21 protein-coding genes are annotated in these 24,071 nt (G+C 65.2%); 7 read left to right on the top strand and 14 right to left on the bottom strand.

The window, feature by feature from the left end; translation table 11 throughout:
• Window positions 1-271: 271 nt before the first annotated feature.
• The 9 genes from ACSQ22_RS14140 to argS form a co-directional block, all read right to left on the bottom strand.
• Entirely contained in the window at window positions 272-757 is a 486-nt protein-coding gene (locus tag ACSQ22_RS14140) for a putative toxin-antitoxin system toxin component, PIN family (RefSeq protein ID WP_436130686.1), read from the bottom strand.
• Window positions 747-2,039 carry a THUMP domain-containing class I SAM-dependent RNA methyltransferase gene (locus ACSQ22_RS14135; protein ID WP_055402486.1) on the bottom strand — a complete coding sequence of 431 codons (1,293 nt, stop codon included), beginning with the start codon at window positions 2,037-2,039 and terminating at the stop codon, window positions 747-749. Before ACSQ22_RS14135 ends, ACSQ22_RS14140 begins: the two co-directional genes overlap by 11 nt.
• Window positions 2,036-2,518: an acyl-CoA thioesterase gene (locus tag ACSQ22_RS14130; RefSeq protein WP_055402488.1), complete on the bottom strand. Its 483-nt coding sequence runs from the start codon at window positions 2,516-2,518 to the stop codon at window positions 2,036-2,038. The genes ACSQ22_RS14135 and ACSQ22_RS14130 overlap by 4 nt, the downstream gene beginning before the upstream one ends.
• A gap of 67 nt (window positions 2,519-2,585) precedes the next feature.
• Window positions 2,586-4,175 (bottom strand): RNA polymerase factor sigma-54, encoded by a 1,590-nt coding sequence (locus ACSQ22_RS14125; RefSeq protein ID WP_436130685.1) that lies wholly within the window; start codon window positions 4,173-4,175, stop codon window positions 2,586-2,588.
• Window positions 4,175-4,972: an LPS export ABC transporter ATP-binding protein gene (gene lptB / locus ACSQ22_RS14120; RefSeq protein ID WP_055402495.1), complete on the bottom strand. Its 798-nt coding sequence runs from the start codon at window positions 4,970-4,972 to the stop codon at window positions 4,175-4,177. Before lptB ends, ACSQ22_RS14125 begins: the two co-directional genes overlap by 1 nt.
• Window positions 4,973-4,983: 11 nt before the next feature.
• A complete protein-coding gene (gene lptA, locus ACSQ22_RS14115; protein ID WP_436130684.1) occupies window positions 4,984-5,625 on the bottom strand; it encodes a lipopolysaccharide transport periplasmic protein LptA in 642 nt (213 codons plus the stop codon).
• Window positions 5,626-5,733: 108 nt separating this feature from the next.
• Complete coding sequence (locus ACSQ22_RS14110; protein ID WP_055397989.1) at window positions 5,734-6,390, bottom strand: thiol:disulfide interchange protein DsbA/DsbL; 657 nt, start codon at window positions 6,388-6,390, stop codon at window positions 5,734-5,736.
• 80 nt (window positions 6,391-6,470) lie between these two features.
• Window positions 6,471-7,115 (bottom strand): SPOR domain-containing protein, encoded by a 645-nt coding sequence (locus ACSQ22_RS14105; RefSeq protein ID WP_055397987.1) that lies wholly within the window; start codon window positions 7,113-7,115, stop codon window positions 6,471-6,473.
• A gap of 9 nt (window positions 7,116-7,124) precedes the next feature.
• Window positions 7,125-8,834: an arginine--tRNA ligase gene (gene argS / locus ACSQ22_RS14100; RefSeq protein ID WP_436130683.1), complete on the bottom strand. Its 1,710-nt coding sequence runs from the start codon at window positions 8,832-8,834 to the stop codon at window positions 7,125-7,127.
• A 204-nt stretch (window positions 8,835-9,038) separates the two neighbouring features.
• Here argS and ACSQ22_RS14095 point away from each other — a divergent pair, with 204 nt between their 5' ends.
• Entirely contained in the window at window positions 9,039-9,407 is a 369-nt protein-coding gene (locus ACSQ22_RS14095; RefSeq protein ID WP_055397983.1) for a PsiF family protein, read from the top strand.
• A gap of 78 nt (window positions 9,408-9,485) precedes the next feature.
• On the opposite strand, the gene ACSQ22_RS14090 is transcribed toward ACSQ22_RS14095, so the two are convergent.
• Window positions 9,486-9,932: a DUF2214 family protein gene (locus tag ACSQ22_RS14090; protein WP_055397981.1), complete on the bottom strand. Its 447-nt coding sequence runs from the start codon at window positions 9,930-9,932 to the stop codon at window positions 9,486-9,488.
• A 203-nt stretch (window positions 9,933-10,135) separates the two neighbouring features.
• Window positions 10,136-11,503, bottom strand: coding sequence for a dicarboxylate/amino acid:cation symporter (locus ACSQ22_RS14085; protein WP_121421454.1), 1,368 nt, complete (start codon window positions 11,501-11,503; stop codon window positions 10,136-10,138).
• Window positions 11,504-11,733: 230 nt separating this feature from the next.
• Between ACSQ22_RS14085 and ACSQ22_RS14080 the strand changes: the two genes are divergently transcribed.
• Window positions 11,734-14,403, top strand: coding sequence for a hybrid sensor histidine kinase/response regulator (locus tag ACSQ22_RS14080; protein ID WP_436130682.1), 2,670 nt, complete (start codon window positions 11,734-11,736; stop codon window positions 14,401-14,403).
• A 147-nt stretch (window positions 14,404-14,550) separates the two neighbouring features.
• Here the strand turns inward: ACSQ22_RS14080 and ACSQ22_RS14075 are convergent, their stop codons facing one another.
• The 3 genes from ACSQ22_RS14075 to ACSQ22_RS14065 all read right to left on the bottom strand — a co-directional run bounded on the left by ACSQ22_RS14075 (window position 14,551) and on the right by ACSQ22_RS14065 (window position 18,233).
• On the bottom strand, window positions 14,551-15,198 hold the full coding sequence (locus ACSQ22_RS14075) for a response regulator (protein WP_436130681.1): 648 nt from the start codon (window positions 15,196-15,198) through the stop codon (window positions 14,551-14,553).
• A gap of 30 nt (window positions 15,199-15,228) precedes the next feature.
• Window positions 15,229-16,164, bottom strand: coding sequence for a LysR family transcriptional regulator (locus ACSQ22_RS14070; protein ID WP_015016104.1), 936 nt, complete (start codon window positions 16,162-16,164; stop codon window positions 15,229-15,231).
• A gap of 143 nt (window positions 16,165-16,307) precedes the next feature.
• Window positions 16,308-18,233, bottom strand: a complete 1,926-nt coding sequence (locus tag ACSQ22_RS14065) for an acyl CoA:acetate/3-ketoacid CoA transferase (RefSeq protein WP_436130680.1) — start codon at window positions 18,231-18,233, stop codon at window positions 16,308-16,310.
• Between the two features lie 283 nt (window positions 18,234-18,516).
• On the opposite strand from ACSQ22_RS14065, the gene ACSQ22_RS14060 reads away from it, so the two are divergent.
• From ACSQ22_RS14060 to ACSQ22_RS14040, 5 genes are all read left to right on the top strand, one after another.
• Window positions 18,517-20,727, top strand: a complete 2,211-nt coding sequence (locus ACSQ22_RS14060; protein ID WP_436130679.1) for a malate synthase G — start codon at window positions 18,517-18,519, stop codon at window positions 20,725-20,727.
• A gap of 314 nt (window positions 20,728-21,041) precedes the next feature.
• On the top strand, window positions 21,042-21,305 hold the full coding sequence (locus ACSQ22_RS14055) for a cysteine-rich CWC family protein (RefSeq protein ID WP_431151097.1): 264 nt from the start codon (window positions 21,042-21,044) through the stop codon (window positions 21,303-21,305).
• 70 nt (window positions 21,306-21,375) lie between these two features.
• Entirely contained in the window at window positions 21,376-21,564 is a 189-nt protein-coding gene (locus tag ACSQ22_RS14050; RefSeq protein WP_010466444.1) for a 4-oxalocrotonate tautomerase, read from the top strand.
• Between the two features lie 57 nt (window positions 21,565-21,621).
• On the top strand, window positions 21,622-23,076 hold the full coding sequence (locus ACSQ22_RS14045) for a DHA2 family efflux MFS transporter permease subunit (protein WP_436130678.1): 1,455 nt from the start codon (window positions 21,622-21,624) through the stop codon (window positions 23,074-23,076).
• Window positions 23,077-23,165: 89 nt separating this feature from the next.
• A complete protein-coding gene (locus tag ACSQ22_RS14040) occupies window positions 23,166-23,933 on the top strand; it encodes a class II glutamine amidotransferase (RefSeq protein WP_431151100.1) in 768 nt (255 codons plus the stop codon).
• Window positions 23,934-24,071: the final 138 nt, after the last annotated feature.

The raw sequence follows: 24,071 nt of genomic DNA, 5'->3' as shown, positions 1-24,071 counted from the left end.
CTGCTCATCCAGGCTGTGTCCAATGCTCCTGCTGTACTCACGCAGGGCTGAGAGCAAAGTCTCCACATCCTGGCAAGACGGCTCAGAAAAAGACCAGGGGAGATCACGAAGGATTGACGACGGAAGACTTTGAGCCAAAGACGGCCTCGCAAAAAATGAGATAGCGCCAGCGGTATGCCAGAGGAAGTGCCGCCTTGAACTCATGGGCGGTGACAAACGATCATCGGAGGGTAACAGTCCCCACGATCTTGTCGAAGACTTGGCAGGACTATCAAACCGCAAGTGCTGCTACCCTCGCCTCCAGCACCAGCGCAGTCGCCACATCCGCCCCGAAATTCATCAAGCGCTTGCGCATACAGATCACCGCCTTGTCCTTGCTCAGCAAAATCGCCCGGTGTGCCGCCGCCAGGTCGATGAACTTCTGGTCGTCCGCGTCCTTGCAGACATAGGGCACCTTGGGCGCGATCTCCACCAGCCGCGCCTGCGCATCAAATGCAGCGAGTACCTGCGCTGCATCCACGCGGTAGTAGTCCATGCGCCCAACGATGTGCGGATAGGCCAGCACGCGCTCCAATTCGTCGCGCATGACCTGGGTCGCTATCCAGGCCAGGCGCCCTTGGGCCAGCAGTGCGCGCAGGGGGGCGGTGCGCGGGTCGCTGAAGATCAGCAGGTCGAGCGCGACGTTGGTGTCCACCACCACAGGGCGAGCGGGTTCGCCCGGTGCGGCCTCGGCGGGCAGGCGCAGTTCAACCTGCATTGCGCGGGTCGTTGTCAGGGGCGGGTTTTGCAGCACGGTCGCGCACCGCGCCCTTGATCATGTCGAAGCGGAAGAGGCGGCATTCGATGGGGCCGTTCCACATCGGCACGCGGCGCGATTCTTTCAGGCGCATCTTGCCGGGCAGCTTGAGGTCGGGTGTGAGCATCCAGGCCTGCCAACCAGCGTAGTTCTTCTTCCAGTGCGAGGCCAGCTGGCTGAAGAATTCGCCGCCATCCTCGGTCTGCGCCTCTTCGCGGCCCACGGCCATGCCCTGGGCACGGTCGGCGGCGCGCTCGCTGGCGTTGCGGCCTGCGCTGCCTGCAGCAGCAATGCGCTCGCCGTAGGGCGGGTTCAGCAGCATCACGCCAGGCTGGTCGCACGGTGGCATGCGCTGCAGGGCGTCGCCGCCGCGCAGCTGCACTGCATCGGCCACACCTGCGCGCTCTGCATTGCGCTGCGCAAAATCGACCATGCGGAAGGCCACATCACTGCCAAACAGGGGCACAGCGCTTGTCTGTATTGCGCTTTCAGCTTCGTTTTTAATAGCATCCCAGACATGGGCCTGGAACGGCAGCAGCTTCTCGAACGCAAAGCGCCGCAGCATGCCCGCCGGAATGCGGCAGGCGATCTGCGCGGCCTCAATCACGATGGTGCCGCTGCCGCAGCAGGGGTCGTACAGCGGCTGGGGGTTGTCGCCATGCGGGTCCCAGCCGCTGGCGGCGATCATGGCGGCGGCCAGGGTTTCTTTCAGTGGCGCATCGCCCTTGTCCTCGCGCCAGCCGCGTTTGAACAGCGGCTCGCCCGAGGTGTCGATGTAGATCGTGGCCTCGTCGGTGGTCAGGTGCAGGTGGATGCGCACATCGGGCCACTGGGTGTTCACGTCGGGCCGCACGCCGCTTTTGGCGCGAAAGCGGTCGGCCACTGCGTCTTTGACCTTGAGACCTGCGAAGTTGAGGCTCTGCAGCGGGCTGTGCTGGGCGGTCACCTCGACCTTGAAGGTCTGGCGCGTGGTGAACCAGATTTCCCAGGCCACGTCGCTGGCCATGGCATAGAGATCGTTCTCGGAGCGGTACGGGCGGTGCGCCAACTGCACCAGTACGCGCTGGGCCAGTCGGCTGTGCAGGTTGAGCAGCAGCGCCTCGCGCCACGAGGCGCGCAGCAGCACGCCGCCGCGGCCGACCAGCAGGTCTTGCCCCGTGAGGCCGGTGATGCCATGCACCTCATCGGCCAGAAAGCCCTCCACACCAGCGGCGCAGGGGAGAAAAAGTTGGAGTTGGTTCATGTCGATGGGGAGGATACGCGCTCAGACAATGCGTGGGAATCCGGCGTTCCCGCGCGGGCCAGCAGCAATTGGCGGATGGATTCGGGGATCGGCGCCACCTTGCGGTCGGCCTTGCCGATGAAGACGATGCCGATCTTGCCGCGCGCCACCTCGCGGCCTGAGGTCTTCTCGGTCATGCAAAAGACCAGGTCAAACCCATAGCGGTTGAAGTCCGCAGGCGCCATCTCCACGCGCATGGTTTCACCGTGGAAACCTTCGGACTTGTACTGCGCCACGATGTCGCCGACCACGATGGACAGCCCGCCCACGTCGGCCTCGGGGTAGCCCAGCGACTGGAAGAAGCGCACCCGCGCTTCAGAGACCAGGCTCAGAAGTTGCGCGTTGTCCAGGTGCCCGCCTTGGTTGACGTGGCTGATGTAGATCTGCAGCTCGGTGGCAAAGCCAAAGTGCGGGGGGAGGTCGAAGACGATGCGGGCCATGGTGGGGTGGCGGATAGAAAAACGAAAAATTCAGACAGGGCGAGCCATGCGCCCCCAACCGGGGTACCTACAGCGCCTTGCGCAGGTTGGCCGGCGCGATCTTGAGCGCCTCGCGGTACTTGGCCACGGTGCGGCGTGCGCACTCGATGCCCTGTTCCTTGAGCATCTCAGCGATCTGGCTGTCGGACAGCGGCTTGGCGGGGCTTTCTGCGGCCACAAACTGCTTGATGAGCGCGCGCACGGCGGTGCTGGATGCGTTGCCACCGGTCTCGGTGCCAAGGCCGGAGCCAAAGAAGTACTTCAGCTCATACGTGCCGATGGGCGTAGCCATGTATTTGGCGGTGGTCACGCGGCTGATGGTGGATTCGTGCAGGCCCAGTTCGTCGGCGATGTCGCGCAGCACCAGCGGGCGCATGGCCAACTCGCCGTGGGTGAAGAAGCTTTTTTGCCGCTCCACGATGGCGCGCGAGACGCGCAGGATGGTGTCAAAGCGCTGCTGGATGTTCTTGATGAACCAGCGCGCCTCCTGCAGGCGCTGCTGCATGCCCTGGTGGCCCTCGCCGCCCTTGTGGCCGCGCAGGGCGCCAGCATAAATGTCGTGCACGCGCAGGCGCGGCATCACATCGGGGTTGAGGCTGACGATGAAGTTGTGCTGGCCATCGCGTCCATTGGCACGCCCCGCTTTGCGCACGATGACATCGGGAATGATGATGTTGCGCTCCACGTCGGCAAAGCGGCGGCCGGGGCGAGGCTCCAGGCGAGCGATCAGCGCCATGGCGGCGCGGGTGCGCTCTTCGCCGTCGCCACACAGCTGCGTCAGGCGGCGGATGTCGCGGCGGGCCAGCATCTCCAGCGGCTGCTGACAAATGCGCAGCGCGGTCTGCACCGTGTCGGGGTCAGCATCGCTGTCCTCGTCGGCAGCCAGCGCCGTGAGCTGCAGCGTCAGGCATTCGGCCAGGTTGCGCGCACCCACGCCGGTGGGCTCCAGGCTCTGCAGCAGGCGCTGGGCCACGGTGAAGCGGTGCACCAGCTCTTCGATCTGCTCCAGGTCGTCCGGCCCGGCCAGGCTGATGGCCAGCTCTTCCAGCGGCTCTTCGAGGTAGCCGTCGTCGTTGAGCGATTCAATGAGAAAACGCAGCGCTGCGCGGTCAATCTCTGACAAGCGCAGCGCCAGTGCCTGACGGTGCAAAAAGGCGGTCAGCGATTCATGCGAACGGGCCAGCTCGGTGGCGTCGGCCTCGTCGCCTTCGGAGTCGTTGCGGTTGCGGGCGGGCGCATCCCCGCCCCACTCCGCGTCGTTGGGCGCCATTTCTACCGTGCCGTCACCGCTCCAGTCAGGCTCGTCAGCGCCAGCACTCGGTGTTTCAGCATCATTTTGGCCTTCAGCGCTTGTGCTGTTTGCGCTGCTAGCTCCTGAAAATATAGCATCATCCGCACTGTAGTCGTCAGCCTGAGCGGGCGTGTCGGCGGCTTCCAGGCCAAACTCCTCGCGCGGAGCTTCGTCGGCATTGCGTTCGAGGAACGGGTTTTCGTCGAGCATCTGCTCGACTTCCTGCGAGAGTTCGAGCGTGGACAACTGCAGCAGCCGAATGGACTGCTGAAGCTGGGGGGTCAATGCAAGATGCTGCGAGACGCGCAGCGAGAGTCCAGGCTTCATCACATCCTGAAGTGTTCGCCAAGGTAAACACGTCGTACCTCGGCGTTGTCCACGATCTCGGACGGCGTGCCCTGCGCGAGCACGCGGCCATCGCTAATGATGAAGGCGTGGTCGCAGATGCCCAGGGTTTCGCGCACATTGTGGTCGGTGATGAGCACACCAATGCCCCGCGCCTTCAGGAAGCCGATGATGCGCTGGATCTCGATCACGGCAATGGGGTCGATGCCGGCAAAGGGCTCGTCCAGCAGGATGAAACGCGGTTGTGTGGCCAGGGCCCGGGCAATCTCGACGCGGCGGCGCTCGCCACCGGACAGGGCCATGGCGGGCGAGGCGCGCAGGTGGTCCACGCGCAGCTCCTGCAGCAGGGCCGTCAGGCGCTCCTCGATGGCGTCGCGCGAGAGCGGCTGGCCGTCATCACCACGCTGCAGTTCCAGCACAGCGCGCACGTTCTCTTCGACCGTGAGTTTGCGAAAGATCGAGGCCTCTTGCGGCAGGTACGACAGGCCCAGGCGCGAGCGCCGGTGGATGGGCATGTGGGCCACGGATTGACCGTCGATGCGGATGTCTCCCTCGTCGCTGCGCACCAGCCCCACGATCATGTAGAACGAGGTGGTCTTGCCCGCGCCGTTGGGGCCGAGCAGCCCCACGACCTCACCTTTTTGCACGACCAGCGAAACGTCCTTGACGACCTTGCGGCTGCCATAAGATTTGGCCAGGTGCTGCACCTCCAGGCGGCTGCCCGCCTGGGAATCAGGCCCCAGGCGGCTACCCGCCTGAGTGTCAGGACCGGTACTCACAGCGGGCCCACTCACTTGGCGCCGCCGCCAAGGCTGTTGCTGGGGCGCAGCGCCGGGGACGCCGCCTCGGGGGCCGCCGCAGCGGGCGGTGGATCTTTGGGGGCCAGCACGGCGCGCACGCGGCTGCCCGGTGCGGGGGCATCGCCCGCAGCGTTGGTGGCGGTGCGCTTGCCGTCCACGGAGAACACGTCGGTCAGGTTGTTGTAGACAATCACGGCACCCGTGATCTCGTCGCTGAGCACAGCGCCCCGGTAGCGGCGCAGCTCGGCACGGGAGATGAAGCGCACGTTGTCGGCCTTGCCGTCGTACTCGATGACTTCGCTCTCGCCTTCGATGAACTCGTCGGGTGCTCCCGGCAGGGTGTCGCGCTTTTGCCGGAAGAAGGCGCGCTTGCCGGGCTCTGCCGTGACCACACCGTACTGGTAGCCATCGGCATCCTGACGCACATCCAGCCGCGCGCCACGCAGCACGATGGAGCCCTTGGTCATGACCACGCGGCCAGAGAACACGCTGGTCTGCTTGAGCTCATCGTGGCGCAAAGCGTCCGCCTCGATGTTCATGGGCTTGGCGCGGTCGGCCTTTTCGGCATGGGCCACACCGAAGGTGCAGGTCAGGGCCGCGAGCAGGAGGATCGGAAGGAGGCGATGGTTCATAGGGCACGAATCTTGCAATCATTGTAGCCACCCCATCGCGTTCCTCCATGAAAAAAGCCCGCATGTGCGGGCTTTTGCCAATGGGAACCGGCGGCCGGGCGAAAACCGTCAGCCTTTGCGGGCCACTGTCGCCAAATGTTCCACCACCTGCAGCACGTTTTGCATGCTGCCCGCCATGGTGCCATCGGTGTAGAACTTGCCCGCCACACCCATCGAGGGCACGCCCTCCACACCGTAGGCGTCCTGCAGTTGCGAAGCACGGCGAACTTGGTTGGACACGCTGAACGAGGTGTAAATTTCCTTGAACTTGGCGGCGTCCACACCCTGTTGGGCCACCCAGGCAAAAATTTCGTCGTCCTTGGCCAGCTTCTGCTTTTCCACATGGATGGCGCGGAACACCTTGGCGTGCAGGGCTTCGAGCTTGCCCATGCCTTCCAGGGCGTAGTACAACTTCTGCTGCGGCACAAAGCTCGCGTTGAAGGCCACGGGCATACGACGGACGGAGAGGTCCTTGGGGGCGGCCTTGACCCAGGCGTCGAGCGCGGGTTCAAAAGCGTTGCAGTGGGGGCAGCTGTACCAGAAGAACTCGATCACATCGACCTTGCCCGCAGGCGCGTCGGGCGCTACCGGCTTGTCCAGCCGCCGGAAGTCCTTGCCCTCCTTGAACTGGCGGGCCTGAGCCAGCGCGGGGGTGGCCACTGGCAACGTCAGGGCGGAAGCGGCAACCGCCGAGGCGGCGGACAAAGAAAACTCACGGCGTTTCATGACAAAGACTCTCCTGTTACAGGTCTGGGGGATGTGAGCCATGCCCCCGCAAAAAGTTCAGCCACCCGAAGTCTGGCGCATCAGCGCTGCACGCGCACCAGCGCCGACTCCAGACCGGCGCCATCGAGCTTCTCCTTGAGCTGCTCGGCGTCGTCGCGCTTGGTGAACGGCCCCACACGCACGCGGAACACCGCCCGGCCATTTTGCTCACGCTCGCTCACGCGGGCCTCCCAGCCCAGCATGGCCAGCTTGGCGCGCTGCGCATCGGCGTCCGCCTGGGTGCGGAAAGCCCCGGCCTGGACAAAGTAGTCGAACGGGTCCAGATTGCCCTTGGCAGCAGCCTTGGCCACGGCCAGATCGCCCAGCGGGTCGGCGCCGGGCTTGGTTTCAGCCTTGGCCTCGGGCTTGCTGGCAGCGGGCTTGGGTGCGGGCGCCGATGCCACAGCCCGCGCATCCGGCGCGGCTGGGGTGGGCGCCGAGGCAGCCACAGCGGGCGGGGCTGCCGGGCGAGCCGGATTCTTGCCATACAAAGGCGAATTGGGATCCCAGTTCTTGTTCTTCTGGGTCTCGGCGGCGTCCATGTCCACGCCCCGGCCATTGCCCTTGTTGAGGAAGGGCACCGGCACCTTGGTCACGTACACCGCCACAGCCAAGGCAGCGCCCAGGCCCACGATGACCCCAACGATAAAGCCGACGATGGTCCCGCCCGTCTGTTGTTTCTTCATAGTGACTGCTTACATTCTGGCTGGAGCCGACACGCCCAGCACGGCCAGGCCATTGTGCAATACCTGCGCGGTGGCGGCGACCAGCGCCAGGCGAGCCTTCTTCACCACCTCGTCGTCCACCAGGATGCGCTCGGCGTCGTAGTAGCTGTGGTAGCTGGCGGCAAGGTCGCGCAGGTAGAAGGTCACATCGTGCGGGGCTTCGCCGTCGGCCGCAGCCGTGAGCATTTCGGGGTACTTGGCCAGCTGCAGCATCAGCGCCTGGGCCTGTGGGCCTTCGAGAGCCGACAGATCAATATCGTGCAGCGAAGCCACGTCGCCACCGCCAGCCTCTTGCCAAGCGCGCAGCACCGACTGGATGCGGGCATGCGCGTACTGCACGTAGTACACGGGGTTGTCGTTGTTCTGCGCCACGGCCAGGTCCACGTCGAAGGTGTACTCGGTATCGGGCTTGCGGGAGAGCAAGAAGAAACGCACGGCGTCCTTGCTGGTCCATTCGATCAGGTCGCGCAGCGTGACATAGCTGCCTGCGCGCTTGCTGATCTTGACCTCTTCACCACCCTTGACCACACGCACCATCGTGTGCAGCACGTAGTCAGGGTAGCCCTGCGGAATGCCCACGTCGGCCGCTTGCAGCCCGGCACGCACGCGGGCAATGGTGCCGTGGTGATCCGTGCCCTGGATGTTGACGACCTTCGTGAAGCCACGCTCCCACTTGGCGATGTGGTACGCCACATCAGGCACGAAGTAGGTGAAGGAGCCGTCCTGCTTGCGCATGACGCGGTCCTTGTCGTCGCCGTAGTCCGTGCTTTTCAGCCACAGCGCGCCATCTTGCTCGTAGGTCTTGCCATTGGCGACGAGCTTGTTCACCGTGGCCTCGACGCGGCCGCTGGTGTACAGGCTGGACTCCAGGTAGTACTCGTCAAAGTGCAGGTTGAACGCCTGCAGGTCCTTGTCCTGCTCGTTGCGCAGGTAGGCCACGGCGAACTGGCGGATATTGTCGTAGTCCTCTACGTCGCCGTTGGCCGTGAACTCGCGGTCGTCGGCCTTCACCGTGGCCTTGGCCTTGAAGGCCTCGGCAATGTCGGCGATGTAATCGCCGTTGTAGAAGTTCTTGGCCAGCGGGTTGTCGCTGTCGGTGGGCCAGCAGTCGTCGCCGGGCTTGAAGCCCTTGGCGCGCAGCTGCGTGCTCTTGGTCAGCGTATCGATCTGCACGCCCGCGTCGTTGTAATAGAACTCGCGGTGCACCTTCCAGCCCTGGGTGCTGAACAGGTTGCAGATCGCATCGCCTAGAGCAGCTTGGCGGCCGTGGCCCACGTGCAGGGGGCCGGTGGGGTTGGCCGAGACAAACTCGACCAGCACGCGCTGGCCGTTGTCGGGTTGATAGCCGAAACGCTCGCCAGCGGCCAGCACCTCGCGCACGATTTCCTGCTTGGCGGCTGGCTTCAAGCGGATGTTCAGAAAGCCCGGTCCGGCGATTTCAATGGCATCCACCCAGCGGGTGAAGGCGGGCGTGGCCTCCAGTGCGGCCTTGAGCTGTTCACCCAAGGCGCGGGGGTTGAGCTTGAGCGGCTTGGCTAGTTGCATGGCGGCGGTGCAGGCGAAGTCTCCATGGGCCGCCACCTTGGGGGATTCAAACGCCGCCTTGGCGCCAGCGCCAGGGGACAGGACTTCCAGCTCGGCTGCAAGCGCAGCGAGCAATTCATTTTTGGCTGTGAGCATCGGCGGATTTTACGGGGCCGGGCCGGGGCGCTCACCGAGCATGCCGCCAGCACCGTCAAAGCAGCCCTGCGCAGCCAGTACGCAACAGATCGTAAAGAATCATGGCCTGGCCTGCGGCGTGTCAGCCCCGTCTCCAGGGCATACGTTGTAATCGGGCAATCCGACGCAGGTTGCGTCAGATGCCACATCTCTACTGGAGCCCCTATGAACAAGCTTCTCTCCCTGACAGCCCTGAGCCTGGTCCTTTCGTTCGGCGCAGCCCACGCTGCCGACGCCCCTGCCGCCGGAGCCAAGGCCGCCGCCCCGGCCACGGCAGCAACCCCCGCCACGCCGGCAGCGCCTGCGGCATCGGCCGCCGCGCCCACCAAGCAGCAGACCCGCATGGCCACCTGCAATGCGGAAGCGGCGGACAAGAAGGGCGACGAGCGCAAGGCTTTCATGAAGACCTGCCTGAGCAACAAGCCAGAAACCCAGCAAAACAAGATGAAGGCCTGCAACGCCGACGAAAAAGCCAAGACGCTCAAGGGCGACGAGCGCAAGGCCTTCATGAGCGAATGCTTGAAGAACAAATAAGCCCTGCCAAAACAAAGAAAGCCGCTGCCCGTGAGGGTCAGCGGCTTTTTTCTGGGCGGAACGTCTTTCTTGCGACGCCTACCAGCCCCGCGCCCAGAACACCGCGATCACCGCCACCACGGGCAACACGTGGGACTGGATCATCACGAGGCGGCGTACCTTGGCCACCTCCTGCGCCGCTGGCAGTGCCCCCGTGCTGCGCAGGGCATGGCGCCAGCGGCGAAACACCAGCGAAGGCCAGAAGGACAGGAGAATCATGACCAGAATGATGGTGATTTTGATGTGAAACAGCGGCTGCGAGAGATACCACGAAGCCCCCTTGATGCCCCAGAGGACACGGGCCACGCCGCTGGCGATCATCAGCGCCCCCGCCACACCGTAGATCACATCCAGCCGCGCCAGACGCTCGACCACAGCAGCGTTCATCCACTCCATGCGGCACAGCGCCGCCTGGCTCGATAAAAAGACCACAAAGGTCAGGATGGCCACCAGGTGCAGGGCGGCGAGGACGGCTTCGAGGGTCATGGGGGTTTCCTTTGCAAAACCCAGGACCTCAGTGCGCGCTGCTTTTCTGGAGCCCGGGTGGCCGCCATTTTGCTTGAGGAATTTCGCTGCCGCCGCGCAACGCGGCATCCCGGTATGCGTGCCACCGCATTGCGCCCCCCAAAAAAAGGCGGCGCAGACCCGAGGGCCTGCGCCGCTTTGACCGAACACCGGAGCGGACGCGATCAGGCCACCGTGCGGGCCATCGCGCCTGCGGGCACATCCGCAGGCACCACCGGGGCCATGGCAGTGGCCGGGGCGGGCAGGGGATGACCGTTCAGCGCGGCATCCAGGCGCTCATGGTCCAGCGCGTTTTCCCAACGGGATACCACCACGGTGGCCACGGCGTTACCAATAAAGTTGGTCAGCGAGCGGCATTCGCTCATGAAGCGGTCCACACCCAGAATCAGCGCCATGCCGGCCACCGGCACTTCAGGCACCACGGCCAGGGTGGCGGCCAGAGTGATGAAGCCTGCACCGGTCACGCCTGCTGCGCCTTTGGAGCTGAGCATCGCCACCAGCAGCAACGCCACCTGGTGACCCAGCGTCAGTTCGGTGTTCGTGGCCTGGGCGATGAACAGCGCGGCCAGCGTCATGTAGATGTTGGTGCCGTCCAGGTTGAAGGAATAGCCCGTGGGCACCACCAGACCCACCACCGACTTGCTGCAACCGGCCTTTTCCATCTTTTCCATCAGCGAGGGCAAGGCGGATTCAGACGACGAGGTGCCCAGCACCAGCATCAGCTCGGCCTTCAGGTAGCGGCACAGCTTGAACACCGAGAATCCACACAGCCGCGCTACAAAGCCCAGGATCACCACCACGAACAGCAACGAGGTGATGTAGAACGAGCCCACCAGCCAGGCCAGATTGACCAGCGAACCCAGGCCAAACTTGCCGATGGTGAACGCCATGGCACCGAACGCACCGATGGGCGCGGCCTTCATCACAATGCCCACCACCTTGAACACGGGGGTGGTCAGCGCTTCCAGAAAATGCTGCACAGGACGGCCCGCCTCACCCACCAGCGCCAGGCCCACACCAAACAGCACGGCCACGAGCAGCACCTGCAGGATGTTGTCGCCCACGAAGGGGCTGACCAGCGTCTTGGGGATGATGTCCATCGCAAACCCGGTCAGGCTCATCTCATGCGACTTGGCCACGTAGCTCTTCACGGCCGTCTGGTCCAGATCGGCGACGTTGATGTTCATGCCCGCGCCGGGCTGCACCACGTTGGCCACCACCAGGCCCACCACCAGGGCCAGCGTGGAGAAGAACAAAAAGTACGCCATGGCCTTGCCAAACACGCGGCCCACGCTGCTCAGCTGCGACATGCCCGCAATGCCGGTCACGATGGTCAGGAAGATCACCGGCGCGATGATCATCTTGACCAGCTTGATGAAGGCATCACCCAGCGGCTTGAGCGCCTCGCCATAGGCGGGTTCAAAATGCCCGAGCAAGACACCCAGGACGATGGCGAGCACCACCTGGAAATACAGCTGCCGGTAAAAAGGCAGCCGCACGGGGTGGGCTGTGGGGGCGGAAATGGCGTGCATGGAGGTCTCCTGAAATCACGAAAGACTGCACCACCGGGGTGCGTCGAGGGTGCCGTTTGTACCGCCGCACGCTGTTTGAGCCGATAACCTATTGGTATTAGCCAGGGGCACCGCCATAGAGCGCCGCTTGCCCCGATATAGGGAAAACACCTAGCACCCGGCCGGGATGCGGCACACTCGCTCCCCGCAACATCCCAGCCTACGGACCGCGCCAGGAACAAATTTTCCCCATGACGATGACGCCCCGCCTCCGAAAATTCTGGACCCTGCTGATCCTGCTTGGGGGCATGGTGGGCAGCATGTTCATCGCCGGCCAATGGGCCTGGCAGCGTTCACTGCAGGAAGAAAACCGCAGCGTGCAGGGCCAACTGGCGCTCTACGGCCAGGCCCTGGCCCAGCGCATCGACCGCTACCGCACCCTGCCCGAAGTGCTGGCGCTGGATGCACAGCTGCGCAACGCGCTGACCCACCCACTGAGTGCGGCCGATGGGGAGCAGCTGAACCGCAAGCTGGAGCAGGCCAACGGTGCCAGCCAATCCTCCACCCTTACCCTGCTCAACCGCGACGGCCTGGCCGTGGCCGCCAGCAACTGGCGCACGGCCACGAGCAATGTGGGGGTGGACTACAGCTTTCGCCCCTACGTGCAGCAGGCGCTGGCCCAGGGGCGCGGCAGCTTCTATGGCATTGGCGTGACCACGGGCGAACCGGGCTACTTCCTGTCTCAGGCCATCCACGACGACCAGGGCCAGACGCTGGGGCTGGTGGCCATCAAGATCGCGCTGCAGGAGCTGGAGCGTGAGTGGCTGCAGACCACCGACATCGTGCTGGCGTCGGACGCGCATGGCGTGGTTTTTTTGGCCAGCCAGGACGCCTGGCGCTACCGCCTGCTGGAGCCTCTGGACGACGAGGAGCGCCGCGAACTGAACGCCACCCGGCAGTACGCCGACCAGCCGCTGCGCCCGCTGGAAGTCCGCGTGGTGGAAGCCCTGGACACTGGCGGTCGGCTGGTCAGCGTGCAGGCCCCTGCCCTGTCCGGCCGCGTGCTGTGGCGGACCCAGCCCCTGCCCGGCACCCCGTGGCAGCTGCACCTGCTGCACGAGACACACAGCAGCTTCGCGGACAGCCGCTGGGCAGCTGCGGCAGGCGCGGGCGGCTGGCTGGCGCTGGGCCTGCTGGTGCTGTTTGTGCGCCAGCGCCAGCGCCTGGCCCGCCTGCGCCAGCGCAGCCGCCAGGAACTGGAGACCGTGCTGCAACAGCACGCGCAGGAGCTGCGCACCGCGCAGGACGGCATCGTGCAGGCGGCGCAGCAGGCCGCCCAGCAGACCGACACGGGCCTCTCGCGCAGCCTGGAACATCTGCCGCAGGGCGTGGTCATCATCGACGCCGACCTGAACCTGGTGGCCTGGAACTCGCGCTATGTGCAGCTGTTTCGCTTCCCGGCAGACCTGATGCGCGTGGGCCAGCCCATTGCCGACCTGCTGCGCCACAACGCGCGCCGGGGCCTGCTGGGGCCAGGCCCGGTGGATGAGGCCATCGCACGGCGGCTGGCCCACCTGCGCAGCGGCACTCCACACCTGCACGAAAGCGCTAAGGACGACGGCACGGTGCTGGAGATCCGGGGCAACCCGCTGCCCGAAGGCGGTTTTGTGACCAGCTACGCCGACATCACCAGCTACAAGAACGCCGCACGCGAGCTGCGATCGCTGGCCGATGCGCTGGAGCAGCGCGTGGCCGACCGCACCCGCGACCTGGACGCCGCGCGGCGCGAGGCCGAGCAGGCCAACCGCTCCAAGACCCGCTTTGTGGCCGCCGCCGTGCACGATCTGCTGCAGCCCCTGAACGCCGCGCGCATGTTCACCTCGCTGCTGCGCAGCCATCTGCCAGGCGACGCCGAACGGCACGCCGTGGACAGCATCGACGGCGCCCTGGCCGCGCAGGACGCCATCCTCAACAGCCTGCTCGACATCTCGCGCATGGAATCGGGCCAGTTCGATGTGCACATCCACGACGTGGCCCTAGGGCCACTCTTGCAGGTGCTGGGCCACAACTTTGGCGTGCTGGCCGAAAGCCAGGGCCTGCAACTGCGCTGCGTGCCCACGCGCGCCGTGGTGCGCACCGACGACAACCTGCTGCGCCGCATCCTGCAGAACTTTGTCTCCAACGCCATCCGCTACAGCCGGCGGGGGCGCATCGTGGTGGGCTGCCGCAGGGTGGGCAATGACCACCTGCGCATCGAAGTGCATGACCAGGGCCCCGGCATCCCCGAGGCTCTGCAGCGTGAAATTTTCGAAGAATTCCGCCGCCTGGACGAAGGCCGCGCCGACGACCGGGGCGCAGGCCTGGGCCTGGCCATCGTCGAACGCCTGGGCCGCCTGCTGGGGCACGACATTGGCTTGCGCTCGCAACTGGGGCGCGGCAGCGTGTTCTGGGTGTGTGTGCCGCTGGGCAACCCCGCCGCCGCGCAGCAGGCTGCGCCCCCCGCCACCACGCAGCAACCCGCCGACGACGCCCCCCTGCAAGGCAGCAGTGCCTGGGTCATTGATGACGACGGCCCTACCTGCGCCGCCACGCAGGCCCTACTGCAGCGCTGGGGGTGCACGGTGCCGCTAGCCGCTGGCGCGCCCGAGGCCCTGGCCGCAGCCCAGCCCGGCCAGGCACCGCAGCTGGTGCTGCTGGACGTGCACCTGGGCGCCGGCCTCCACGGCCCTGAAGTGTTCGCGCAGCTGTGCCAGCGCTGGGGCCAGACGCCTGCCGTGATCCTGGTCACCGCCGAGCGCGATGCCACCCTGCGCCGCCAGGCCGCCGAGCGCGGCTGGGGCTTTCTGGCCAAGCCCGTGCGCGCCCCCGCGCTGCGGGCGCTGGTGAGCCAGACGCTGCTGAGACAGGGAGCATCCCCCTGAGCCGCTGCGCGGCGGGGCGGCCCTTGCACGGCGCCTCGCGCAGGGTGCTGCGCCCGGTTGGATAGGCTGCGCTCGTCGCTACGTTTTTAGTAGCTGCCAGGGCTTTTTGGATAAGCGACAGCGGCCGTTTTGATGCAGATCTCCACCTCAGGAAGACACGCCGTCTTCCGTCTCCAGGCTTTTGACCAGCACCGCCGCCTGCGTGCGGCTGTAGCACGCGAGCTTTTTCAGGATGGCGGTGACGTGCACCTTCACCGTGTTCTCCGCCAACCCCAGCGCGGCGGCGATCTGCTTGTTGAGCAGCCCGTCGGCCAGGCACAGCAGCACGCGGAATTGCTGAGGCGTGAGCTGCGCGAGCCGCGCGGCCAACTCGGCGTCGGCCTCGGAGCGCTCGGCCGCCATGGGCGGGAACCCGCTGCCGCCGTCGAGCACGGCCTGGATGGCGTCGCCCATGGCGTCGGCAGGCGCGGACTTGGGGATGAAACCCGCCGCGCCAAACTGCTGCGCGCGGCGGATGACGCGCGGGTGGTCGTTGGACGAGATGATCACCACCGGCAGCTCGGGGTATTCGCCGCGAACATGCAGCAGGGCCGAGAAGCCGCGCGTGCCGGGCATGCTCAGGTCCAGCAGCACGAGTTTGATCTCCGGGTGCTCCTGCAACGCCTGGCCCAGCGTGGTGGCGCTGGCCGCCTCCAGCGTGCGGTACTGGGGCAGGCGCTCGCGCAGCACGTGCAGCACGGCCGCGCGGAACAGCGGGTGGTCGTCAGCGACGAGGAGTGTGGGCGCGGTGGACATGGAGTGCTGTGCAGTCTGCCACGGGGGCTATCAACCGCCGGCCTGCGGGCCTTTCCAGAACGCGGGCTGTGCGTACTGGTGCTTGAGGTGTTCGATCCATAGCCGCACCCGCAGCGGCATGTGCTTGCGCTGCGGAAACACCACATAGATGCCGTTGGGCGGCGCCGCAAAATCGTGCAGCACCTCCACCAGCCGGCCTGCCGCGATCTCGGCCTCCACCTCCCAGGTGCTGCGCCAGGCAATGCCGTAGCCCGCCAGGCACCAGTCGTGCAGCACCTGCCCGTCCGAGCAATCGAGCGGGCCGCCGGGCTTGAGGTGGATGACCTCGGTGCCACCGCCTTCGACCGGCATGCGGAACGCCCAGCCCCGTGTTTGCGATGCCTCGCTCGACAGCGTGAGGCAGTCGTGCTGCACCAACTCGCTGGGGTGGCGCGGCGTGCCGTGGCGCTGCAGGTAGGCGGGTGTGGCCACGCACAGGCGGCGGTTGTCGGCTATGCGCACGCTCACCAGCGACGAGTCGGGCAGGTCGCCCACGCGCACGGCGCAGTCATAGCCCTCGCCCGCCAGGTCCACCACGCGGTCGCTGAGGTTGAGCGAGATGGTCACGTCCGGGTGGGCGGTGCGAAAACGTGGCACCAGCGGCGCCACATGGCGGCGGCCAAAACCAGCCGGGGCGGTGATACGCAAATGGCCCGTGGCCTTGACGCCCCCTTCGGACACGCTGGCCTCGGCGTTGGCCACGTCGGACAACAGGCGCTGGCAGTCTTCCAGAAACGCACTGCCCTCGTGCGTGAGGCTGATGCGGCGCGTGGTGCGGACCAGCAGCTTCACGCCCAGGTGCTCTTCGAGCGCATCCAGCCGACGGCCCATGATGGCGGGCGCCACGCCCTCGGCCTTGGCGGCTGCAGTGAGGCTGCCGCGCGTGGCCACCGATACAAAGGATTCGAAGGCCTTGAGTTTGTCCATGGGCGGTGATTATGGAGACATCCACGCGGGGGCCTGCACACGGCCGCTGCAGCGCGGAAGCACCCGGTGGCTGAAAAACCTGAAGCAAAAACAGGCCCTTGCGCACGACCACATTGCCTTGATAGCTATTATTAATATAGCAATCAGGTCAATCGGGACTTGAGGAACCCCACGGTGCCGTAGCGCTTGACCTCCGCGTAGTGGTCGCGCGTGAGGCCTTGCACCATGGCCGCATAGGCATCCGCCAGGTCGGGCGCAATGGTGAAGTGGTCGTAGTTCACGATCACCGCCACGCGTTCGCCCCGCGTGGCGAGCGGGGCCAGCAGGTGGCGCACCTCCTGCTCGATGGCGGCTATGGTGCTGGCGGTGTTGATCTGCAGGCCCGAGAAGTCGATGTGCAGCAGTTGGCGTGCGGCGTCCAGCTCAAAGCGCTGCACCAGCGGGCGATTGAGCAGTTGCTCACGCAGGCCCAGCGGGCCGGGCTCGAACAGACGCATGTCCATGGTCTGCAGGCCGGGGCTGATGCGCGGCGTGAAGGACATGTGGGCGAGCACGTCGCGGTGCAGGTCGATGCCGGGGGCCAGTTCGATCAGCTCCAGCGCGCTGCCGCCCTCCGGCTCGCCCGAGGGCACCAGGCGGAACACGCAGCGCTCCGTCACATACAGCACGCGCTGGCCGCGCCGCAGGGCTTCGGCGCCGCTGAAGGTGCGGTGCTCCACCTCGCGAACGAACTTGCGTGCGCCCCCTTCGTGCAGGATGTGCAGGTGGCCGTCCACCGCTTCGACCTGCAGCGCGCCTGCCGTGAAGGTGCCGACAAACACCACGGTCTTAGCGTTCTGGCTGATGTTGATGAAGCCGCCCGCACCCGCCAGGCGCGGGCCAAACTTGCTCACGTTGAGGTTGCCGTGCTGGTCGGCCTGCGCGAGGCCCAGGATCGCAGTGTCCAGGCCACCGCCGTCGTAGAAGTCGAACTGGTTGGGCTGGTCGATGATGGCCTGCGGGTTCACGGCCGCGCCAAAGTTCAGGCCACCCGCGGGAATGCCGCCAATCACGCCGGGCTCGGCCGTGAGTGTGACGAGGTCGATGATGCGCTCCTCAGCCGCTACGTTGGCCACGCCCTCGGGCATGCCTATCCCTAAGTTCACTACTTGGTGCGGGCGCAGCTCCAGCGCTGCGCGGCGGGCGATGATCTTGCGCTCGGTGAGTGGCATCGCCTCCAGGGTGTCCACGGGCACACGCAGCTCACCGGCAAAGGCGGCGCTGTAGGGCTCGGCAAAGGTCTGGTGGTGGTGCGCGGGCTCGGTGGCCAGCACCACGGCGTCGACCAGCACGCCCGGCACCTTGACCTGGCGGGGGTTGAGCGACCCACGCTCGGCGATGCGCTCGACCTGCGCAATGACCACGCCGCCCGAGTTGCGCGCGGCCATGGCAATCGCCAGCGCTTCGAGCGTGAGCGCCTCGCGCTCCATGGTGAGGTTGCCGTCCGCGTCGGCCGTGGTCGCGCGGATGATGCCCACGTGGATCGGGAAGGCCTTGTAGAACAGGTAGTCCTGCCCGTCGATGGGCAGCACGCGCACCAGGTCTTCAGTGGTGCGCGCGTTGAGCTTGCCGCCGCCGTGGCGCGGGTCCACAAAGGTATCGAGACCCACGCGCGTGAGCGTGCCAGGCTTGCCCGCAGCGATGTCGCGGAACAAATGCGTGATCACGCCCTGCGGCAGGTTCCAGGCCTCGATCTGGTTGTCCACCGCCAGCTTCTGGATGCGCGGCACCAGGCCCCAGTGCCCACCGATCACGCGCTTGAGCAGCCCCGCGTGGCCCAGGTGGTTGAGGCCGCGCTGCTTGCCATCGCCCTGCCCTGCAGCGTAGACCAGCGTGAGGTCGCGCGGGGTTTGTGTGGACTCCCAGCGCTGGGCCAGTGCCACGGCGATGCTCTCGGCAAAGCCGATGCCCACAAAACCGCCGGTGGCCACGGTGTCGCCGTCGTGGATGAGCTGCACCGCGTCGGCGGCGCTGACGATCTTGTTCTTGTAGGCAGCGTTCAGCGCGCCAGCGGCCAAGGGTGCCTGCATGGATTTGTCTCCCGGTGGGGTTATTTTTATGAGCCAGATAACGGCCTCGCAATAGATTGCAGGGGCGCCCTGGCTCTTCGCGCAGCGTAGTGCTTAACCGGCCGGTGCGCCATTCCGTGCAACTACGGACTGTCGCCAGTTTTGCGTAAAAGTCACTGGTTTCGAGCTTTTCAGCGTATTTATGTGGGCAAACATTTGCAATACAGTCTGTCCATGGCCTTCTCGCCAAGGTCCGACATTTCTTTGATCCACGTTTCAACAACTCAACTCTTTAGGCACCCCCATGACCGACCGCACCGCAATCCACGGCCTGCAAGTGGCCACCTCCCTGTACCGCTTTGTCGAAGACAAGGTGCTGCCCGGCACGGGTGTCGATGCCGCCGCCTTCTGGAAGGGCTTTGACGCCATCGTGTCGGACCTGGCCCCGCGCAACATCGCCCTGCTGGCCGAGCGCGACCGCCTGCAGACCGAGCTGGACACCTGGCACAAGGCCAACCCCGGCCCCATCAAGGACATGGTGGCCTACCGCAGCTTCCTCGAAAAGATCGGCTACCTGGTGCCCCAGCCCGCCGACGTGAAGGCGACCACCGCCAACGTGGACGACGAGCTGGCCACGCAGGCCGGCCCGCAGCTGGTGGTGCCCATCCTGAACGCACGCTACGCATTGAACGCCGCCAACGCGCGCTGGGGCAGCCTGTATGACGCGCTGTATGGCACGGATGCCATCAGCGAAGAAGGCGGCGCCGAAAAGGGCAAGGGCTACAACCCGGTGCGCGGCGCCAAGGTGATCGCGTTTGCGCGCCAAGTGCTGGATGACACGGCGCCTTTGGCTGCAGGCTCCCACAAGGATTCGACGGGCTACAAGGTGGAAGGCGGCCAGCTGGTCGTGTCACTGGCCAATGGCAGCACCACGGGCCTCAAGGACGCATCGCAGTTCAAGGGCTACCAGGGGAGCGCAGCAGCGCCCTCATCGGTGCTGCTGCAGCACAACGGCCTGCACCTGGATATCCAGATCGACCGCAGCACGCCCATTGGCCAATCCGACGCTGCGGGCGTGAGCGACCTGGTGCTGGAAGCCGCGCTCTCCACCATCCTGGACCTGGAAGACTCCGTGGCCGCCGTGGATGCCGAGGACAAGGTGCTGGGCTACAGCAACTGGCTGGGCATCATCCAGGCGACGCTGACCGAGCAGGTCGCCAAGGGCGGCAAGACCTTCACGCGTGGGCTGAACCCGGACCGTGTTTACACCGGTCCGCAAGGCGGCGAAGTGCGCCTGCATGGCCGCTCGCTGATGTTTCTGCGCAATGTGGGCCACCTGATGACCAACCCGGCCATCCTGTGGACCGACGCGCAGGGCACGCAGCGCGAGATCCCCGAAGGCATCATGGATGCAGTGGTCACAACGGCTATCGCATTGCACGACCTGCAAGGCCATGGCGCCAACGGAATTCGCAACTCCCGCAAGGGCAGCGTCTATATCGTCAAGCCCAAGATGCACGGCCCCGCCGAAGTAGGCTTTGCCGCTGAACTCTTCGGCCGTGTCGAGAAGCTGCTGGGCCTGCCCGACAGCACCGTCAAGCTCGGCATCATGGACGAAGAGCGCCGCACGTCCGTCAACCTCAAGGCCTGCATCGCCGCCGCATCGAGCCGCGTCGCTTTCATCAACACCGGCTTCCTGGACCGCACGGGCGACGAAATGCACACCGCCATGCACGCCGGCCCCATGGTGCGCAAGGGCGACATGAAGACCAGCGCCTGGATCCAGTCGTACGAGAAGAACAACGTGCTCGTGGGCCTGAGCTGTGGCCTGCGCGGCAAGGCGCAGATCGGCAAGGGCATGTGGGCCATGCCCGACCTGATGGCCGAGATGCTCAAGCAGAAGATCGCCCACCCCAAGGCCGGTGCCAACACCGCCTGGGTGCCCAGCCCCACGGGCGCCACGCTGCACGCGCTGCATTACCATCAGGTGAAGGTGAGCGACATTCAGATCGAGCTGGAAAAGACCGACGCGAATGCCGAGCGCGACAACCTGCTGACCGGCCTGCTGACCATCCCCGTCACCGCCAACCCGAACTGGACAGACGCTGAAAAGCAGCAGGAGCTGGACAACAACGCACAGGGCATCCTGGGCTACGTGGTTCGCTGGGTGGATCAGGGCGTGGGCTGCTCCAAGGTGCCCGACATCCACAACGTGGGCCTGATGGAAGACCGCGCCACGCTGCGCATCAGCAGCCAGCACATGGCCAACTGGCTGCTGCACGGCGTGGTGACGCATGCCCAGGTGAAGGAGACCTTCGAGCGCATGGCCGCCGTGGTCGATGGCCAGAACGCGGGCGACCCTCTGTACCAGCCGATGGCGGGCCACTTTGACACCAGCTACGCCTACCGCGCGGCCCTTGACCTGGTGCTCAAGGGCCAGGAGCAGCCCAGCGGGTACACCGAGCCGCTGCTGCACGCCTGGCGCCTGAAGCTGAAGGCGGCGCAGGCAGCCTGAGCAGCAGGCGGTGACGCGCGCGTGGGCATCGCGCGCGCTTCAATGAGACGATTGCTCAGTTTTTTATAGCTGCTTGCGCTTGATAGTAAAGCGCTAGCAGCTATTTTTGTTTGAAGCTTTCTTTCAACCCATCCCCACCTCGCTGCGCGCAACCCAAAGTTGGTTTACGAACGTGCGACAGGTCCGAGGGAATCGGCCCATGGCAGAGGGTTCAACCAGTTCCGCTCCGCAGCGGGGTATGTGCTTGCGCCGTACACTGGCCCTCGGCACGCCCGCCCCCGTGGCGGGCCACCCGTCTGCAAGCCGAATCCGCCATGACTTCCCCTTCGCCCAGCGCTAGTAGCGCTACCGATGCGCCCGCCGCATCCGTCTGCCCCCTGTGCGGGCAGCCAAACCTCTGCGCAATTGCTGCCGGACAGCCATCCGAGAGCTGCTGGTGCATGGCCCCCGGCACCGTTGCCCCCGAGGCACTGGCCGCGCTGCGGCCCGAACAGCGGGGCAAGACCTGTATCTGCCCGGCCTGCGGATCACGCGGGAGGCCGTCCTCTCCGTCGTCGTCGCCGCTTGCACCGTCGTAGCAGCCCGCGTCGATATGATTTCGCCTTTGTTTTTTGTTTGTGCAACCACCCCTACTGCAAGGAAGCTGAAATGCCCACGTACCACGTCGAAATGATGGAAGGCCGCACGGTCGAACAAAAGAAGAAGCTGGTGGAGGAAATCACCCGCGTTTCCGTTGAAATCCTGGGCGGCTCGCCCGAGTCGGTGGACATTCTCATCACCGATATAAAGCGCGAAAACTGGGCCACGGGCGGCAAGCTCTGGTCCGAGCGCACCTGAGCGGCTCTCAGTGTTTTCGCCCTCGCGCCGTTTCAGAAATTTGACGCACGCGACGCCATGACCCAGGCAGGCTCGCTGGCCGTTTTGAGGGAGCGCTACGGAGAGCGCTACCGCTGGCTGGTATTGCTGTCGGTCATGGTGGGAACGATGGCGTCGATCATGTCATCCACCATCGTGAACGTGGCCATCCCCGACATGAGCCACTATTTCACGCTGGGCCAGGAACGCGCGCAGTGGGTCACCTCGGGCTTCATGGTGGCCACCACAGTCTCGATGCTCACCACGCCCTGGCTGCTGTCGCGCTACGGGTACCGCGCCACCTACGTGGGCGCCATGTTGCTGCTGCTGGCGGGTGGCATTGGCGGCGGACTCGCCCAGGACTTCGGTCTGGTGCTGGTCGCCCGGGTGGCGGAGGGCCTGGCGGCAGGCGTTGTTCAACCGATTCCGGCCGTCATCATTCTGTACGCCTTCAAACCCCATGAGCAGGGCCGCGCCAGCGGCATCTTCGGCATGGGCGTTGTACTGGCACCCGCCATCGGGCCTAGCATCGGCGGCTTGCTGGTGGACTGGTTTGGCTGGCGCTCGATTTTTTTCATGGTGGTGCCGCTGTGTCTGGCGTCCATCTGGTTGGCTTACAAGTTTGTGCCCGTCACCGCCCCGGGCGGGGTAGAGGCCAACCGCCAAGGTGAGGCGCTGGACTGGCGTGGGCTCCTGCTGGGCACTGTGGGTACGCTGTGCTTGCTCAATGGCCTGGTGTCGCTGCATGGCGGCTCCGTGGCCGAGGCACTCGGCCTGCTGTCGGGAGCGGTGGTGGCTGTCGCGTGTTTCATTGCCTGGCAGCGCAAGTTGCTGCGCACGGGCCGCAAGCCGCTGATGGATCTGCGCCTGTTTCAATACCGCCAGTTCGCCATGGGCAGCGTGGTGGCATTCATCTACGGTACGGCCTTGTTCGGGTCCACCTATCTGCTGCCAGTGTTCATGCAGTTGGGGCTGGACTTGTCCGCATCACATGTGGGTACGCTCATGCTGCCAGCAGGATTTGTCCTTGCCATCACCATCGCGGTGGTGGGCCGGCTTGCCGACCGCCAGCCCACCCATTTTCTGGTCAGCATCGGACTGAGCTTGCTGGCGCTTTCGTTTGGACTCATGGTGTTTGTGGGCTTAGGCTCTTCATTGTGGATGCTGGTGGCGTTTGCAATTTTGGGCCGCATTGGTCTCGGCTTCATCCTGCCCTCGTTGAACCTCGGGGCCATGCGGCCTCTGGACAAATCACTTATCTCGCAGGGCTCCAGCACCATCGGCTTCTTGCGCATGCTGGGCGGGGCAGCCGGCGTCAGCCTGTGTGGCATCGTCTTGGAGTGGCGATTGAGCGCCCATGGCGCCTCGCTGGTCGCGGGCGCCAGCGGCCCGGCCCGTATCACTGCGTTCGGCGAAACCTTTTTGATGCTGACCTTGTTGTGCCTGCTGGCCTTGGTAGCCGCCTGGCAACTGCGGGAAGCCAAGCCCCGTTGAACGGGCCACCTATCGCCATCGCCTTCGCTGGACCGCATCGGGCATGATCTGGCTGCACCGCCAAGACTTCAGAGAAACGGAATCTCCCCATGTGCCAACTGCTCGGCATGAATTGCAATGTTCCCACCGACGTGACCTTCAGCTTCACGGGATTTGCGCAACGGGGAGGAAAGACGGATCACCACAGCGATGGATGGGGCATCGCCTTTTTTGAAGACAAAGGCCTACGACATTTTGTAGATCATCAGGCAGCGGTGGAGTCGCCGGTGGCAGAGCTGATCCGCCGATACCCGATCAAAAGCAAAAACGTCATCGCCCACATCCGCAAGGCGACCCAGGGCATTGTCAGCCTTCAAAACTGCCACCCCTTCGTGCGTGAACTCTGGGGACGCTATTGGGTTTTTGCCCACAACGGCGATCTGAAGGATTTCCGCCCCCGCCTCCACTCGCATTTCCGCCCGGTGGGCGACACCGACAGCGAACATGCTTTTTGCTGGATCATGCAGGAGTTGGCAAAGTCCCATGCCAGTGTGCCGTCCGTCCCGGAACTGACTTTGACGCTGAAAGAGCTGGCCGCACGGATCAGCCCCCACGGCACCTTCAATTTCTTGCTCTCGAATGGTCAGGCGCTATGGTCCCATGCAACTACCAGCTTGTATTACTTGGAGCGCCGGTATCCGTTTGGACAGGCGCAACTGAGTGATGAAGACGTCAGCCTCGACTTTTCGCGAGAAACCAATGAAAAAGACGAAGTGGCCGTGATAGTGACGAGCCCGCTGACGACCAATGAAACCTGGACAGCGTTTGGTAAAAGCGAATTGCTGGTGTTTTGCGAAGGCAGAAGACTGGACGTCTAAGGCCTGGCGCTGTGCGCGCGATGCGGTCAAGAGGGCTTGCTCTCGGGCGGGAGCCTTTGGCCGTGTAGCTTCAGTGTCCGGAGAGTCGGCACACAACGCTCTCGAAGCCATCCTGCACTGCATTAGCGTGATGCCCAA

The organism is Acidovorax sp. LjRoot38 (genome assembly GCF_964252975.1).
Taxonomy (GTDB): Bacteria; Pseudomonadota; Gammaproteobacteria; order Burkholderiales; family Burkholderiaceae_C; genus Acidovorax; species Acidovorax facilis.
This window is presented reverse-complemented; position numbering and strand designations above follow the sequence as displayed.

What these genes read in the sequence shown, in the direction of transcription:
- ACSQ22_RS14140 (WP_436130686.1), bottom strand. Translation starts at nt 757, where the DNA reads ATGCAGGTTGAACTGCGCCTGCCCGCCGAGGCCGCACCGGGCGAACCC.
- ACSQ22_RS14135 (WP_055402486.1), bottom strand. Translation starts at nt 2,039, where the DNA reads ATGAACCAACTCCAACTTTTTCTCCCCTGCGCCGCTGGTGTGGAGGGC.
- ACSQ22_RS14130 (WP_055402488.1), bottom strand. Translation starts at nt 2,518, where the DNA reads ATGGCCCGCATCGTCTTCGACCTCCCCCCGCACTTTGGCTTTGCCACC.
- ACSQ22_RS14125 (WP_436130685.1), bottom strand. Translation starts at nt 4,175, where the DNA reads ATGAAGCCTGGACTCTCGCTGCGCGTCTCGCAGCATCTTGCATTGACC.
- lptA (WP_436130684.1), bottom strand. Translation starts at nt 5,625, where the DNA reads ATGAACCATCGCCTCCTTCCGATCCTCCTGCTCGCGGCCCTGACCTGC.
- ACSQ22_RS14110 (WP_055397989.1), bottom strand. Translation starts at nt 6,390, where the DNA reads ATGAAACGCCGTGAGTTTTCTTTGTCCGCCGCCTCGGCGGTTGCCGCT.
- ACSQ22_RS14105 (WP_055397987.1), bottom strand. Translation starts at nt 7,115, where the DNA reads ATGAAGAAACAACAGACGGGCGGGACCATCGTCGGCTTTATCGTTGGG.
- argS (WP_436130683.1), bottom strand. Translation starts at nt 8,834, where the DNA reads ATGCTCACAGCCAAAAATGAATTGCTCGCTGCGCTTGCAGCCGAGCTG.
- ACSQ22_RS14095 (WP_055397983.1), top strand. Translation starts at nt 9,039, where the DNA reads ATGAACAAGCTTCTCTCCCTGACAGCCCTGAGCCTGGTCCTTTCGTTC.
- ACSQ22_RS14090 (WP_055397981.1), bottom strand. Translation starts at nt 9,932, where the DNA reads ATGACCCTCGAAGCCGTCCTCGCCGCCCTGCACCTGGTGGCCATCCTG.
- ACSQ22_RS14085 (WP_121421454.1), bottom strand. Translation starts at nt 11,503, where the DNA reads ATGCACGCCATTTCCGCCCCCACAGCCCACCCCGTGCGGCTGCCTTTT.
- ACSQ22_RS14080 (WP_436130682.1), top strand. Translation starts at nt 11,734, where the DNA reads ATGACGATGACGCCCCGCCTCCGAAAATTCTGGACCCTGCTGATCCTG.
- ACSQ22_RS14075 (WP_436130681.1), bottom strand. Translation starts at nt 15,198, where the DNA reads ATGTCCACCGCGCCCACACTCCTCGTCGCTGACGACCACCCGCTGTTC.
- ACSQ22_RS14070 (WP_015016104.1), bottom strand. Translation starts at nt 16,164, where the DNA reads ATGGACAAACTCAAGGCCTTCGAATCCTTTGTATCGGTGGCCACGCGC.
- ACSQ22_RS14065 (WP_436130680.1), bottom strand. Translation starts at nt 18,233, where the DNA reads ATGCAGGCACCCTTGGCCGCTGGCGCGCTGAACGCTGCCTACAAGAAC.
- ACSQ22_RS14060 (WP_436130679.1), top strand. Translation starts at nt 18,517, where the DNA reads ATGACCGACCGCACCGCAATCCACGGCCTGCAAGTGGCCACCTCCCTG.
- ACSQ22_RS14055 (WP_431151097.1), top strand. Translation starts at nt 21,042, where the DNA reads ATGACTTCCCCTTCGCCCAGCGCTAGTAGCGCTACCGATGCGCCCGCC.
- ACSQ22_RS14050 (WP_010466444.1), top strand. Translation starts at nt 21,376, where the DNA reads ATGCCCACGTACCACGTCGAAATGATGGAAGGCCGCACGGTCGAACAA.
- ACSQ22_RS14045 (WP_436130678.1), top strand. Translation starts at nt 21,622, where the DNA reads ATGACCCAGGCAGGCTCGCTGGCCGTTTTGAGGGAGCGCTACGGAGAG.
- ACSQ22_RS14040 (WP_431151100.1), top strand. Translation starts at nt 23,166, where the DNA reads ATGTGCCAACTGCTCGGCATGAATTGCAATGTTCCCACCGACGTGACC.